This is a genomic window from Marinilabiliales bacterium, from assembly GCA_007695015.1.
In the GTDB taxonomy this organism is placed as follows: domain Bacteria; phylum Bacteroidota; class Bacteroidia; order Bacteroidales; family PUMT01; genus PXAP01.
The window spans coordinates 1-14962 of the sequence record REEN01000060.1 but is presented as its reverse complement, the minus strand read 5'-3'; the positions used below and the strand labels follow the sequence as shown (position 1 = coordinate 14962).

The window sequence follows — 14962 nt, the reverse complement described above, 5'->3', positions numbered from 1 at the left end:
AAAGTATTATATTTTTGCTGCCTGAAAAGTCTTTTGACCCCGGCAGAAGTTACGCGCCCGGATTTGATTGTTGAACCGATAACCCAGTCCCAATGGAGCATTTGAACACGATAATAACGGGCACAGGAAGCTACATACCCTCAGTGAGGATATCCAATTCAGAATTTACCCGCCAGACCTTCTTTGAAAAAGACAAGAGCAGGATTGACAGTCCCGGAGAGATTGTGGTGGACAAGTTCAGGGATATCACAGGTATTGCAGAGCGAAGGTGGGTCAAGGAGGGTCAGAGCAACTCCGACATTTCAGCCATCGCAGGACGTGAAGCAATTAAGAGTGCGGGCATAGATCCTGAAACACTCGATTATATAATCGTTGCCCACAATTTTGGCGATGTACTCCAGAACACTATCCAGTCCGATACCCTGCCCTGCCTTGCAGCCAGGGTAAAACAGATGCTCGGTATCAGGAACCCCTCATGCGTAGCTTATGACATCATTTTTGGCTGTCCCGGGTGGGTACAGGGTGTGATCCATGCCGATTCGTTCATACGCACCGGACTCGCAAAGAGAATTCTGATCATAGGGGCTGAAACACTATCAAGGGTAGTGGACAAGTACGACCGCGATACAATGATATTTTCCGACGGAGCCGGCGCCGCAGTGGTTGAGGGAGTGAAGTCAGACCAGAGAAAAGGATTTCTGGCCTCTGCTGCCGTATCCAATACCATTGAAGAGGCCTACTACCTGTACCTGGGAGAATCAAACGCACCCGACAGTAACCCGAATGTCCGTTATATCAAGATGCACGGGAGAAAGATATATGAATACTCTATTTCAAACGTGCCACACGCCATGAAGGCGGCCCTTGACAAGACAGACATACCAATTGGCGAAGTTAAGAAGATATTGCTTCACCAGGCAAATGAGAAGATGGACCAGGCAATAGTTCAGCGGTTCTACAGGTTATACGGTATAAGGCCCGATGTGGCGCAGGTCATGCCGATGAACATTCACGAGCTGGGCAACAGCTCTGTGGCCACCGTCCCAACACTCTACGATATGATAATGAAGGGCAGCCTCAAGGATCACGAGATAAACCCCGGCGACGTGGTCATATTTGCCTCGGTAGGAGCCGGCATGCACATTAACGCTATAGTCTACAGGCATTAGTCCCCCACCCCTGCAACCTGATGCCGGCAAAGGGCAACCGGCCGCCACGGCTCATAACATCACTCTTCCCTGCCCCGGAACCGGGCATCCGGTAAACCACATGGCGCCCCGGCGGCACCTTGCAGTCGCTACTCTTCCCTGCCCCTTATCTTCGCCCTCCTGAACTCCTTCTCCCTGTCGAAAAGGTACCTGTAGGTCACATGGGTCTTGGCAACGCTGAACCCGAGCTGGTTTGCCAGCTTTATCATTGGCGGGTTGAAATCCCCTATCCAGTTAAGCTCAAGCTCTTTGTACTGGAAGCCCGGTTTGGTTCCGACATCGGCAAAAGCTTTTATCATGCCCCCCTCGACACCCTTGCCCTGAAACCTGGGAACAACGCCGAAGATAACCCCGTATGCCTTTTTGCATGTCCTGTTCCATTTATGGTAAAGGAATTTGATCTTACCAATAAGATCAAGCCTGCCATTAAGGTGCTTCACGATCTGGTTGAACTCCGGTATCATTATATAGAAGCCTATCGGCTCCCCTTTATGGTAGGCAAAATAGATCAGCCTCTCGTCCATTATAGGTTTGAAGCTGTTCAGCATTGCCCTGGCATGGACTTTTGACATCTCACTGACACCTGAAAACCCGGCCCATGCCTGGTTATATACTATTCGGGTATCTTCGGCTACCTTATCCATCTCCTTTCTGCTGATGTGCCTGAACGAAAAATCGGGATTGCGGTAAACCCTTTCAGCCTTCTCCATGATAACGGGATTTACACCTTCGATGCTGATCGACCGCCGGAAAGTGTACTGATTGAAATAGTTCATAAAACCGTACTCTTCAAAAAGGTCCTTGTAATACCTGAAATTCCATGGCATACGATAGTTAGGCTCTGAGAACCCGTCTACCAGCAGTCCCCACCACCGGTCCCTCTCTCCGAAATTCACCGGGCCGTCCATTGCTTCCATCCCTTTCCCGGTAAGCCATTCCCTGCAGGCATCAAACAGCCTGAATGCCGCCTCGCGGTCATTTATACACTCAAAAAATCCCATGCCCCCGGTAGGCTGCTCACTCCGTGCTGCCACCTTTTTATCATAAAATGCAGCCACGCGACCAACCGTCTCTCCGCCGTTTTCCTTCAGCACCCACCTGATGCACTCGCCCGAGCGGAACGATTTGTTCAGCTTAGGGTCAAACACCTGTTCAACATCACTGTCCAGCGGCCGGATCCATTCAGCCTCATGCCTGTACAATCTTAAAGGCAACATAATGAATTCTTTAGCTGTCTTTTTGTCCTTCACTTCAACGAGACTGAAAGCCATAGGTCATAATTTTGTTTGACATTGCTACTCTTCAGCCAAAGATATTACCTCAATCCTAATTTACCGAACAGTTCGGGTAAAAAAGATCAAAACAACTATCTTTACCCTCCGGTTCAGGGTAGCCGCCACCGGCGAGAAACAGGGCGGACAGCATATACAACTCCCGCCACCGGCGAGAAACAGGGCGGACAGCATATACAACTCCCGCCACCGACGCGAAACAGGGCGGGCAGTATACACAACTCCCGCCACCGACGCGAAACAGGGCGGGCAGTATACACAACTCCCGCCTCCGGTGATAAACAGGGCCCCGGGCGAGACAACCATAACCAGATTCTTATATGGAAAACGGAAGGATAAAGAATATTTTATGGGATTGGAACGGCACCCTTCTCAACGACATGGAACTTTGTATCGACTGCATGAACAGCCTTCTTGATGAGCGTTCCCTGCCACGGCTTTCGCCGGAACTCTACAGGGAGGTGTTCTCCTTTCCAATAAGGGATTACCTTCTTGAGATAGGTTTTGACTTTTCAAAGGAGCCCTTTGAGGTACCCGCCGACCGGTTTGTTGTACTTTACAACCAGCGCTATCCGGAGGCGCGCCTCTTTGAAGACGCAGCAGGCACACTTGAGCACTTCAGCCGGCTGGGAATGAGTCAATTTATCCTCTCGGCGCAGGAACACGGATTACTTGAAAGATTGCTTGATTACTATGAAATAAGGCATTATTTTGAAGATATTACCGGCACAGCCGACAATTATGCATACTCCAAACTTGAAGCCGGGAAAAACCTGATTGACCGCCATAAGCTGGATCCCGGCGAGACGGTAATGATAGGCGACACTACTCACGACCACCAGGTGGCAGATGCACTGGGCGTACCAACCCTGCTCCTGGCGCAGGGGCACCAGAGCAAGGGACGCCTCAGGGCAACAGGTTCACCTGTGCTGGACGATTTCGATGCCATCAAAAAGTACCTGGAAAACCACAACGGCAGCATCAACTGATCATCAGTGGGGCGGTTGTGACATCGAAGGCAGCATCAACTGATCATCAGTGGGGCGGTTGTGCCATTGAAGGCAGCATCAACTGATCATCAGTGGGGCGGTTGTGCCATTGAAGGCAGCATCAACTGATCATCAGTGGGGCGGTTGTGCCATTGAAGGCAGCATCAACTGATCATCAGTGGGGCGGTTGTGCCATTGAAGGCAGCATCAACTGATCATCAGTGGGGCGGTTGTGCCATTGAAGGCAGCATCAATTAATCATCAGGTGTGTGGTCATGCCATTGAAGCAGGATCCTTGCTATATTGGTGGCGTGGCTGTTGATATTGCGAAGCATAGCCATCAGTTCCAGGTGGGTTTTGGAGCTCATGAGCGTATCCTCGGCCTCCTGCTGCATCCTTTCATAGTGCAGCCTTGCCATTTCAAATGACATCATCCTGTACTCCTTGTACTTTTTCTTCATCTCGGCGGCCTTCTCCATATCAAGCTCCCTGAACACCTCCAGGGCCCTTTTTAACTGCCGGCAGGTCTTCTGGTGATACTCCTCAAGCTCAGCCTTGCCTTCGGGACTGAAGTTGTAGCCTGATGCTATCCAGTAATCAGCCTTCTTGTGTATCGGACCCGACACCACGTCGGCTATCAGTTCAAGCTCCTTGACGGTATAAAGTATCTGGAAGGTTTCGTTTGCCCTCTCCTCCATTGTTCCGGCACGGTTAATTTTCAGCAGGTAGGCATTTATCTGGTCGCGCAGGAAGTCAACCTTCTCCTCGCGCTGAGCGATAACCTTCATGGCAGCCGAATTCTTGTAAATAAATACAGCCAATATGGAGGTGACCATCTCATGCACCACTTCGCCCATTCTCATTGTCTCTTTCTTGGCCAGGCTGAGAGCCATTACAGGTGTTTTCAGCATGCTCTCATCCAGGTAGTTGACCTTGAATGCCGGCAGCTCTGCTCTCTTTTTCACGGGCATGATCCACTCAACGAACTTTGCAAGGCTGATTGTAAAGGGGAGAATCAGCAGTGCCACGAACACATTGTAAACGGTATGTGCATTTGCAATCTGTCTTGGCATGACCTCGGCCAGCACGGCCATCTCGTCTGCCCCTGCAGGCCCTCCAGGAGATATGGTTTCAATAACCGAAGCGAAAGGTTTGATCCACCAGATAAAAAGCAGAACCCCGAATACCTTGAACAGGGTTACTGCAAGGGCCACCTTTCTGGCCTCCCGGTCAGCCTTGACCGAAGCGATCATCGCCGTGACGGCCGTACCTATGTTCGATCCGAAAAGCAGCGGTATGGATGCCTCCAGACTTATCAGCCCCTGGGTCCCCAATATTATCATAATCCCCACAAAGGCTGAGCTGCTCTGAATAAGTGCAGTAAACAGGGTCCCGACCAGTATGCCGAGAAGCGGGTTCTCCAGTCTCAGCAGGAGCTGGATGAAGGGGTCGAAGCTTCGCAGGGGGAACATGGCATCAGACATGATATGCATTCCGAAAAAGAGGATGCCGAACCCCATAACGGCCTCACCGATATTACTGACTTTTTCGCGGTTTGAAAAAGAGTGTAATGCGAAGCCCAGCGCAACAAACACCAGGGCATAGTCGGTAAGTTTGAATGCAATGAGCTGGGCAGTGACCGTAGTGCCGACCGCAGCACCCAGTATGATACCTATTGTCTGCCTGAACTTCATCAATCCGGCGTTGACAAAGCTTACCAGCATCACATTGGTCGCACTGCTGCTCTGTATAACCATGGTGACGAAGGCACCCAGTCCCATCGCCGATAACCTGTTGTTGGTGAGGTTGCTCAGAATAGTCCTCATCTTGTCGCCTGCCGACCGCAGCATACCCCTGCTCATCACCTCCATTCCAAGGAGGAACAGGGCGAGTCCCCCGACAAGTCCCACGAAGAGAAACACCAGCCAATCCGGTTCTCTCGCAAACAAAGTATAGAGCTGTACGTTCTCTTCGTCGGCCGACCTTATCCGGGCAATAAGCTGATATTCACCCCCTGAAGAACCCAGCCTGAAGTTCACCCCTGCTATCCCGCCGGTATCGGTAGGGACCATCCTGTTGTCGATCCTGTAGTCGCCTCCTCCCGAAGGATAGCCCACCACCTCGAAAATTACCGGTATACCGACCACCGGGTTCCCATCCCGGTCAACTACCCTGGCCCTCACGGGATCAGCATAATCGCCGGCCCTCGCATGCTGGCGGTCTCCCGAGTAGCCCCGGACCCCCGGCAAATATGGTTTTTCAAGAATATAGGACTGGGTGTAATGCACGGCCTGATCTGCCGGCATGGCTGCCGGTACAAGAATTACAAAAAACAGGAGCAGAAAAAGTTCCCTTTTCACCCGGTTGCGATTTTGCAATACGTAAAAATAATGCATTAACCCTTACCGGCAATCAGAATCCGATGCAATATTGTAAAAATATTAATTCAGCTTACAGTGCACTCCCGGTAATTACTAAGATCATAAGTAATACTGCCTTTAACAGCACCCCGCGGCAGTGCCGGAAGCATTCAGGAAGTCGTCTTCCGTCAAGCGACCGGAAGATAATAATGTTTTACAAGGAACACCTGGAGGATCGTCTCTCCGGCGCATCACTCATGGGATGGATGCGGACTAAAAGTTCATTATCCCTTCATTCCGAACGCCTTCCTGATCTTTTCGACCTCGTCGGTTTTCTCCCAGCCGAACATTTCGACCATCTTGTAGTTGCGCCTGACGCCGTCAATCACCTTCGAATATGTCTCCCCATCCTGGTAATATACCTCCACCTCGCAGGTATGCGGTGTACGACCGAAATGTCCGTACCTGGCAGTTTTTGAGAACACGGGGTTCTTCAGTCCGTAACGCTTTATTATTGCAGCGGGGCGCAGGTCAAAAAGCTCTGTAACTTTCCGGGCTATCTCCTCATCACTTATACCCTTACGGGCAGTCCCGTATGAATTTACAAACAGCCCAACCGGCTCAGCCACTCCAATGGCATAGGCCACCTGCACCAGTATCTCTCCGGCAATACCCGCAGCTACCAGGTTCTTGGCTATATGCCTGGCAGCGTAGGCTGCCGAGCGATCCACCTTCGATGCATCCTTCCCGGAAAAGGCACCTCCGCCATGCGCGCCTCGCCCACCGTAGGTGTCGACAATGATCTTCCTGCCAGTCAGTCCCGTATCACCATGTGGCCCGCCAATGACGAACTTGCCCGTGGGATTGACCAGGAGCCTGAAGCCGTCGTCGAACAGATCCCTGATATTCTGAGGCACGGTCTTCGATGTGAGTACCCTTGGAATAAGTATCTTCCTGATATCACCGGCTATCCGGTCCTGCATTTCTGAGTCCTTTCCCCCGAAAGGGTCATGCTGGGTAGAAATAACAAGCGTATCCAGCCTGCGTGCAACGTCATTTTCATCATACTCGACCGTAACCTGGGCCTTGGAGTCGGGCCTCAGGTATGTCATGTGGGCCCCTTCCTTACGTATGGCAGCCAGGTGCTTCATCAGCATGTGCGACAACTGTATAGGCAGAGGCATGTAGTTCTCCATCTCCTTAACGGCATAGCCGAACATCATACCCTGGTCGCCGGCGCCCTGGTTTTCATCGTTTTCCCGCTCCACACCCTGGCTGATGTCGGGACTCTGTTCATGAATGCAGGATACTATCCCGCACGATTCAGCCTCGAACTTGTATTCAGAACTGGTGTACCCTATATCGCGAACCGTATCGCGGGCCACTCTCTGGATATCTACGTAACCCTCGGTTTTTACCTCGCCGCTGCACACTATCAGTCCGGTCGTCACCAGCGTCTCACAGGCAACCTTTGATTCGGGATCGTATCTAAGGAACTCATCAAGAAGTGCATCTGATATCTGGTCGGCAATCTTGTCGGGGTGACCCTCCGACACCGATTCAGAAGTAAATAAATAAGCCATCTTATGACAGATTTAGTTTGACAATAATTAAATGGGGAAGCGGTGAGATTGTTTGCAGAAAGGCTACGTTTTAGCATTTTTTTGTGTGGTTGCAAGCAGTCAAATCCGTCCACCAGTAAGGCCACAAAAATAGTTATATTTTGTAACCTGAACAAATATTTTTCAGCCGTGGTCTGTCAGAAGTCCCCTCCCACTGCAACAGCCAAGAGTACCAGGCATGTTCGCGCATTGTGCCGGGTCAGCTCCCTGGCCGGTAAGTTCCCGAGCCGGTCAGATCTCTAGCCGGTCAGCTCCCTGAAGATACTTTCAAGGTTTCTCTCTTCCCGGTGCATGGAAAGCACAACGATATTTTTCTGAACGGCAAAGCCGAACACCCCTGCCCTGATATCCTCATCGCCAATGCTTTCAATGATCCACCTGTTGCCGTTTACTTTGATCACCTTGCCGGCGCCAGGAATCCTGGTAAGCTCGTCGGGGTCGACATCGCGGTCAAACTCGACCGAAACCGATATCTTTTTGATGCTGCTCATCGCCGAAATGTTCTCCCTGGTATCATCGGCCACAATCTTTCCGTTCTTGATAATTATTATCCTGTCGCAAATGGCTTCAACCTCCTGCATAATGTGGGTTGAAAGCATGACGGTCTTCTCCTTACCTGCTTCGGCTATCAGGTTTCTTATCTCAACAATCTGGTTCGGATCAAGTCCCCCGGTCGGCTCATCAAGGATCAGCACGTCGGGGTCATTGGCCAGGGCCTGTGCCAGTCCCACTCTCTGCCTGTAACCCTTTGAAAGGGCCCCGATCTTCTTGTGCTGCTCCTCCCCCAGTCCGGTCATTCCTATCAGCTCTTCCACCCGCCGTGACTTTCCCGGCAGCTTGTATAGCCGGGTTACAAACTGAAGGTATTCCCTGACATACATATCAGGGTAGAGAGGATTATTTTCGGGGAGGTACCCGATCCTTTCCCTGACCTTCAGGGAATCTTCCATCACATTGATGCCGTTAACCGACACATTGCCTGAATCGGCTGGAATGATGCCGGTAATTATACGCATCATGGTTGATTTCCCGGCCCCGTTCGGTCCAAGGAAACCAAGAACCTCTCCTTTTTTTATATTAAAGGTGACATCGTCGAGGGCACGCTGACTGCCGTAAATCTTAACCACATTTTTTACCTCAACTGGCATATTATCTGATTTTTTTGCAGCGGCTAATTTATAAAAATCATTCCAGAGTTGGTTTTTATTGTTTGATTTTCATAACTTGGATAGCTAAACTTCAAAGTCTATGTTCGACATCGGAAAGATCATCGCAAAACCAGGCGCCGCCATCAGGCTGAAAGATTACGATACCGCCTACACGGGCGAGTTTGAGTCCCCGAAACAGGCAAAGAAGATGCTCAGACGCGACATAAAAAGGACTGCCACATTGCAGGACATGCTTTACGCATACAGCCGCCATTCGATCCTGATCATCTTCCAGGCCATGGACGCTGCAGGCAAGGACGGCACCATCAAGCACGTCATGTCGGGCATCAACCCGCAGGGCTGCCAGGTATTCAGCTTCAAGTCCCCTTCATCCGAAGAGCTTTCGCATGATTATCTGTGGCGCACCACCAAGAGGATGCCTGAAAGGGGCCGAATCGGGATCTTCAACCGTTCCTATTACGAGGAGGTGCTGATAACCAGGGTGCACCCGGAGTTCCTGCTGAAACAGAACATTCCCGGCATCTACAGTGTTGACGATATCACGCCCGAATTCTGGGAGAACCGCTACACCCACATAAACAATTTTGAGAAGCAGCAGCATGACAGTGGCACCATCATCCTTAAGTTCTTCCTGCACCTTTCAAAAGATGAGCAGAAGGCACGGTTCCTGTCGCGCATCAACAACAAGAAGAAGAACTGGAAGTTCACGATAAACGATATCAGGGAGAGGCAGAAATGGAATCTTTACCAGGAGGCATTCGAGAAAGCCATAAACAAAACCTCCACGCCCTGGGCTCCCTGGTACATCATACCGGCCGACAACAAGTGGTTCATGCGCACCGTGGTATGCGACATACTGGCCGATGCCCTTGAAAACATGAACCTGAAGTATCCCGAAGTCGGTCCGGAGGCAAGAAAAAACCTCAGGGAGGCGAAAGAGCTGCTGCTGAACGAAGAGTAGCGCCATAGCTGCGCCTGCACTACCGCTCGCCTGTCCCAGCCGCATTTGGACTGCCGTGAATGTACCGCAACCGCTGCCGCAACGCTGCACGCCGGTTACAGCCGCACCTGCGCTGCCGCGAACCTGCCACTGCTACTGTCTCAAAGCATCACGCACCGGCGCCCGGCAGGCCATACACTGTCAGTACATCACAGAATGCACCGTTGATATCCCAACGCGCGGATTAACCGCCATGACAGGTATACGCGCACTGTTGGCTATTATCTCCTGCTCAGGCAGGCCCATGACAAAGTCCGTCATATTCACCGACTTTGTAGTGGTTATCACTATCAGGTCGGCATTTATCTCCTGGGCAAAAGCGATGGTCTCCTTCGAAAAGTTACCCGCCTTTTTGGCCACGTGAATCTCATATTCAATATTGTTCTGTATAAGGTACCTTGCTGCAAAGTTCAGGTTTGTGTTCACCTTCTTTGCAATTGCCTTATCAGTTATCGGCGGCTTGAACAGGTGTACCTTCGAATTGAAATACTTTCCCATATAGATTGCCCAGTAAAGTTTTTCCCTGGTTTCAGCCTTAAAGTCGATGGGAAATACGATGTCGGTAAACCTGTGCTTTTCAGAAGGTTTATCCTGCACCACCAGGAAGGGCACCTTACTTTTGACAATCACCCTCAGTGCATGGCTTCCTGTCAGTTTCTGCATTCCCTTGACTCCGTGGGTACCCATTATCACCATCCGGGCTGAACACTCGGTGGCATACTTGCCAATGGCATTAAATATTGTGCCTCCCAGAACATGATAATTGATCTTAACACCATTCTTCTTGTAAAAATCATCACACAGCGTAGCAAGCTTGCCCTCAGCTTCCTCCTTGCGGCCTTCAAAACCTGATCCGTCCTCAATAACGTGGATGATCGTTATGGGGCAATCGGTGTATTTTGAAATACGCAGCGCATGTGCGAGTGCATTTTCAGATACGGGAGTGAAGTCATAGGTAACCAGTAGTTCCTTTGCAACTTTTTCCTTTTCCATGGGAGGTAAATTTGTTCAACAATATAAGAGGTTTCAGGTCAGACAAAGTCGGGACTAAATTTATGGCATTTATTCCACAAATAAAAAATTAACTGCCTAAAAAACCGGCCCCTACCCAGCTTCCTGCACATAATTTTACTAAAGGATCTTTCATTTCAGACTGTAATCAGGCATATTTGGTTGCACGCTTATTAAAAAAATGGTGATAAAAGTATTATAAACCTCCCTTAAAAATGATTTTTTTGATAAATCCTCTTTTGTGTGGGACATATAATGATATATCCTGTATTTTTGCAGCAAAATTCAGAACCATATTCAATCGACATGACCATCAGAAGCAGAACAAGAGTAAAGGACGCCCTTGTCTCAACCGGGTTTGACAAGGAGATCACCGTAAAGGGCTGGGTGCGTACCCGCCGTGGCAACAAAAGCATTGCCTTCATTGCCCTTAATGACGGCTCCACCATTAATAACATACAGGTAGTGGCCGATGTGCCTGAATTTCCCGATGAGCTGCTGAGGCAGGTCACCACCGGGGCATGCATCTCGGTCGACGGGATACTGACCCCCTCAGAAGGGAAGGGCCAGAGTGTGGAGATCAAGGCAAAAAAGATAGAGCTTTACGGGAGCGCCGATCCCGGTACCTACCCGCTTCAGAAGAAGGGCCACTCGCTGGAGTTCCTCAGGGAGATAGCCCACCTTCGTCCGCGCACCAACACCTTCGGCGCCATACTGAGGATAAGGCACGCCATGTCTTACGCGATACACAAGTACTTCAACGATAACGGCTTCTATTACCTGCACACCCCCATCATCACCGGTTCCGATGCCGAAGGGGCTGGCGAGATGTTCAGGGTCACCACCCTCGACCCCGTAAGTCCGCCCCTCAACGAAGACGGCAGCGTCAATTACCGCGACGACTTTTTCGGCAAGGAGACCAACCTCACCGTATCGGGCCAGCTCGAAGGCGAGCTTGGCGCCCTGGCGCTTTCAGAGATATACACCTTCGGTCCCACCTTCAGGGCCGAGAACTCCAACACACCGCGACACCTGGCCGAGTTCTGGATGATAGAGCCCGAGATGGCCTTTTACGATATAGAAGACAACATGGACCTGGCCGAGGACTTCCTCAAGTTCCTGGTGGTCTATGCCCTTGAGCACTGCAGTGAAGATCTCGAATTCCTGAACAACATGTACGACAAGGAGCTGCTGGAAAGGCTCAACTCGGTCATAAAAACAGATTTCGAGCGAATAACATACACCCAGGCAATAGATATCCTCAGCTCATCAGGCCGCAAGTTTGAGTTCCCGACCGACTGGGGCAGCGACCTGCAGTCCGAGCACGAGCGGTTCCTCGTCGAGCAGCATTTCAAAAAGCCGGTCATAATAACCGGCTATCCCAGTAAGATCAAGGCTTTCTACATGAAGCAGAACGACGATGGCAAAACGGTCCGCGCCATGGACGTACTCTTCCCCCGCATAGGAGAGATAGTGGGCGGCTCGCAGCGCGAGGAGGATCTCGGCAAGCTTGAGGCCCGCATTAAAGAGCTCGGCATACCGCGCGAGGAGCTCTGGTGGTACCTCGACACACGCCGTTTCGGCACCGCGCCCCACGCGGGATTCGGACTCGGTTTCGAGCGCATGATACTCTTCATAACCGGCATGAGCAATATCAGGGATGTAATCCCATTCCCAAGAACGCCTAAAAACGCTGAATTTTAGACTCATAACGCTTTCGCGGAAAAGAACGTGCAACAAAGCCGACACCATCTCCTGGCAGACAAAATAATCCGAAAATGCTCTCTTCCGGCTTAGGGAAATATTTTGTAAATTGTCCTCGCCTTTTTACGGTAACCAACGATGTTAAAGCAGAGATTACAGCAGAAGTTGCTCCAGAAGCTATCGCCGCAGCAGATCCAGATGATCAAGCTGCTGGAGATACCTGCCATGCAACTGGAGCAGAGAATAAAGAAGGAGCTCGAGGAGAATCCCATCCTCGAAGAGGGTGAAGACGGCAGCGATCTTGATTTCGACGGCCAGGAAGAGGCAGATGCAGAACAGGACGAATCAGGTAACAACGACGAAGAGTTCTCACTCGAAGACTACATTGAAGACGACGACATACCCAACTACCGGCTCGCCACCAACAACTATTCCGACGACGACAAAAGGCCTGAGGTACCCCTCAGCTCCTTCTCCTCTTTCCATGCCCACCTGGAGAGTCAGCTCGGAATGAGGAGCCTTACCGAGAAACAGGAACTGCTTGCCCAGTATATACTTGGCAATATGGATGATGACGGTTACCTGAGGCGAAAACTGGAGTCCATAGTCGATGACCTCGCCTTCACACAGAACATAACCACCACCGAGCAGGAGCTGTACGAGATCCTCCAGATAGTGCAGGATTTCGATCCCCCGGGTGTCGGGGCGCGCGACCTTCAGGAATGCCTTCTGCTGCAGATAGAACGCAAGGACCAGGGCAATCCGGCCATAAAAACAGCCAGGACCATCCTGAAGAACCATTTCCAGGAGTTCACCCGCAAGCACTACGACAAGATAATAAAGCGCATGAACATCGGCGAAGAAGAGCTGAAACTTGCCATCGACGAAATAATCAGGCTCAACCCCCGCCCGGGCAGCTCCTACAGTGACTCGTCAACACACAGCACACAACATATAGTACCCGATTTCATACTTGATATAAAAGACGGCGAACTGATGCTCAGCCTCAACTCACAGAATGTCCCCGAGCTGCGGATAAACCGGACATACAGCCAGATGATCGAGCAATATGCCAGGCAGAAGGACAAGGCCAGCAAAGAAGACAAGGATGCCATCACCTTTGTAAAGCAGAAGATCGATTCAGCCAGGTGGTTCATAGACGCTATCGTTCAGAGGCAAAACACATTGATGATGACCATGAACGCCATTATTGAGTACCAGAAGGAGTATTTCCAGGAAGGTGATGAAACAAAGCTCAGGCCAATGATACTGAAGAACATTGCCGAAAGAACCGGACTTGACATATCGACCATCAGCCGTGTGGCCAACAGCAAATACATACAGACACACTTCGGGATTTTTCCGCTGAAATCCTTCTTCTCAGAAGGGCTTCAGAGCGATTCTGGCGAAGAGGTTTCCACCCGCGAGATAAAGAACATACTTGCCGGCTGCATTGAAAAGGAAGAAAAGCGCAAGCCGCTGACCGACGAGAAGCTGGTTGCCATACTCAGGGAAAAGGGATACAACATAGCCCGCCGTACCGTAGCGAAATACAGGGAGCAGCTCAACATTCCGGTCGCCCGACTCAGGAAAGAACTCTGACCACTCCAAACAACACAACAAACTTTCAAAAACAGAACAGAATGCAGAGAGCCATAGCCAGAACGGTAAGCGTTATCCTTCATCCACTCATAATGCCGGCTATCGGACTTCTACTGCTGCTAAACTCCGGCACCTACCTGGAGTTTCTCTCCTTTCCGCAGAAACGCGCCATCTTCCTGATACTCTTAATTGGCACCACCCTGCTGCCCCTCACCCTAATACCCGTGATCATCCTGCAGCGCAACAAAGCCGGCCTGGCAATGGAGAGCCACCGCGAAAGGGTGATGCCCATGTTCATAACCGTTATTTTTTACGGTTTTACCTGGCACATGCTCTCCAGGCTTAACGTACCGTCACTCATAAGCACCTATGCCATTACGGGGACAGTAACACTGCTGGTATGCTCACTGGTAACGTTCAGGTGGAAGATAAGTCTTCACATGACAGCACAGGGAGCGCTTGCAGGAACAATACTTGCCGTAGCTTTCAGGCATGGTGTAAACCTGCAGCTATACCTGTCACTTTTATTCCTGTGTGGGGGCCTGACCGGGTGGTCAAGACTTAAACTCGGGGCACACACACCCGCGCAGATCTATGTTGGTTACCTTACCGGCTTAACCATCGCGTTTCTCCTGATGTTCAATTTCTAGGGGAGCCACTCTCCGCATCACCTCTGCCACCCTTTCCCTTAAAAGCGTTCCGTCAATACAGGAGCGGGAAAGCAGGCCGCAGCAACCAACCGATCGGTGCAATCCGTCACCCTGAGCTGTTGCCGCGCCTTCGACAGTAATTTCTGCACGGGCTTTAGTGTCTTCATGGGAAATTCCGTCATAAGCAGCGTGATCTACCTGATCGGTTATATCAGCCTTGCCGGTCCTTTCAGCCTTACCGGTCATTGAAGCCATCCCGGTCCCTTCAGCCTTACCGGTCATTGAAGCCATCCCGGTCCCTTCAGCCTTTCCTGTCATTGAAACTTTACCGGCCTCTGCTTTCTTCAGGATCTCG

The 14962-nt window shown here is 50.8% G+C and carries 12 protein-coding genes; 6 read left to right on the top strand and 6 right to left on the bottom strand.

The genetic code is table 11. The features are described from left to right. Nucleotides 1-101 precede the first annotated feature (101 nt). Nucleotides 102-1169 (top strand): ketoacyl-ACP synthase III, encoded by a 1068-nt coding sequence (locus tag EA408_07830; GenBank protein TVR72021.1) that lies wholly within the window; start codon nucleotides 102-104, stop codon nucleotides 1167-1169. A gap of 128 nt (nucleotides 1170-1297) precedes the next feature. On the opposite strand, the gene EA408_07825 is transcribed toward EA408_07830, so the two are convergent. Further along, the gene (locus EA408_07825) at nucleotides 1298-2479 is read right to left on the bottom strand and encodes a hypothetical protein (protein TVR71971.1); all 1182 of its coding nucleotides are present in this window, start codon (nucleotides 2477-2479) and stop codon (nucleotides 1298-1300) included. A 341-nt stretch (nucleotides 2480-2820) separates the two neighbouring features. On the opposite strand from EA408_07825, the gene EA408_07820 reads away from it, so the two are divergent. Continuing rightward, complete coding sequence (locus tag EA408_07820) at nucleotides 2821-3489, top strand: HAD family hydrolase (GenBank protein TVR71970.1); 669 nt, start codon at nucleotides 2821-2823, stop codon at nucleotides 3487-3489. A gap of 254 nt (nucleotides 3490-3743) precedes the next feature. Here EA408_07820 and EA408_07815 read toward each other — a convergent pair whose 3' ends face one another. The 3 genes from EA408_07815 to gldA all read right to left on the bottom strand — a co-directional run bounded on the left by EA408_07815 (nucleotide 3744) and on the right by gldA (nucleotide 8619). Next, nucleotides 3744-5885 (bottom strand): Na/Pi cotransporter family protein, encoded by a 2142-nt coding sequence (locus tag EA408_07815; GenBank protein TVR71969.1) that lies wholly within the window; start codon nucleotides 5883-5885, stop codon nucleotides 3744-3746. Between the two features lie 248 nt (nucleotides 5886-6133). Beyond that, complete coding sequence (locus tag EA408_07810; GenBank protein ID TVR71968.1) at nucleotides 6134-7432, bottom strand: methionine adenosyltransferase; 1299 nt, start codon at nucleotides 7430-7432, stop codon at nucleotides 6134-6136. Nucleotides 7433-7710: 278 nt separating this feature from the next. Beyond that, complete coding sequence (gene gldA, locus EA408_07805) at nucleotides 7711-8619, bottom strand: gliding motility-associated ABC transporter ATP-binding subunit GldA (protein TVR71967.1); 909 nt, start codon at nucleotides 8617-8619, stop codon at nucleotides 7711-7713. A gap of 100 nt (nucleotides 8620-8719) precedes the next feature. Between gldA and EA408_07800 the strand changes: the two genes are divergently transcribed. Beyond that, entirely contained in the window at nucleotides 8720-9601 is an 882-nt protein-coding gene (locus EA408_07800; GenBank protein TVR71966.1) for a polyphosphate kinase 2 family protein, read from the top strand. Nucleotides 9602-9781: 180 nt separating this feature from the next. Here EA408_07800 and EA408_07795 read toward each other — a convergent pair whose 3' ends face one another. Beyond that, nucleotides 9782-10633 (bottom strand): universal stress protein, encoded by an 852-nt coding sequence (locus EA408_07795; protein TVR71965.1) that lies wholly within the window; start codon nucleotides 10631-10633, stop codon nucleotides 9782-9784. A gap of 324 nt (nucleotides 10634-10957) precedes the next feature. On the opposite strand from EA408_07795, the gene EA408_07790 reads away from it, so the two are divergent. From EA408_07790 to EA408_07780, 3 genes are all read left to right on the top strand, one after another. Next, a complete protein-coding gene (locus EA408_07790) occupies nucleotides 10958-12355 on the top strand; it encodes an asparagine--tRNA ligase (protein TVR72020.1) in 1398 nt (465 codons plus the stop codon). Nucleotides 12356-12493: 138 nt separating this feature from the next. Beyond that, on the top strand, nucleotides 12494-13957 hold the full coding sequence (rpoN, locus tag EA408_07785) for an RNA polymerase sigma-54 factor (GenBank protein TVR71964.1): 1464 nt from the start codon (nucleotides 12494-12496) through the stop codon (nucleotides 13955-13957). Nucleotides 13958-14049: 92 nt separating this feature from the next. Next, nucleotides 14050-14607, top strand: a complete 558-nt coding sequence (locus EA408_07780; GenBank protein ID TVR71963.1) for a phosphatase PAP2 family protein — start codon at nucleotides 14050-14052, stop codon at nucleotides 14605-14607. On the opposite strand, the gene EA408_07775 is transcribed toward EA408_07780, so the two are convergent. Next, on the bottom strand, nucleotides 14572-14962 hold a 391-nt coding region (locus EA408_07775), incomplete at its 5' end, for a hypothetical protein (protein TVR71962.1). The genes EA408_07780 and EA408_07775 overlap by 36 nt on opposite strands.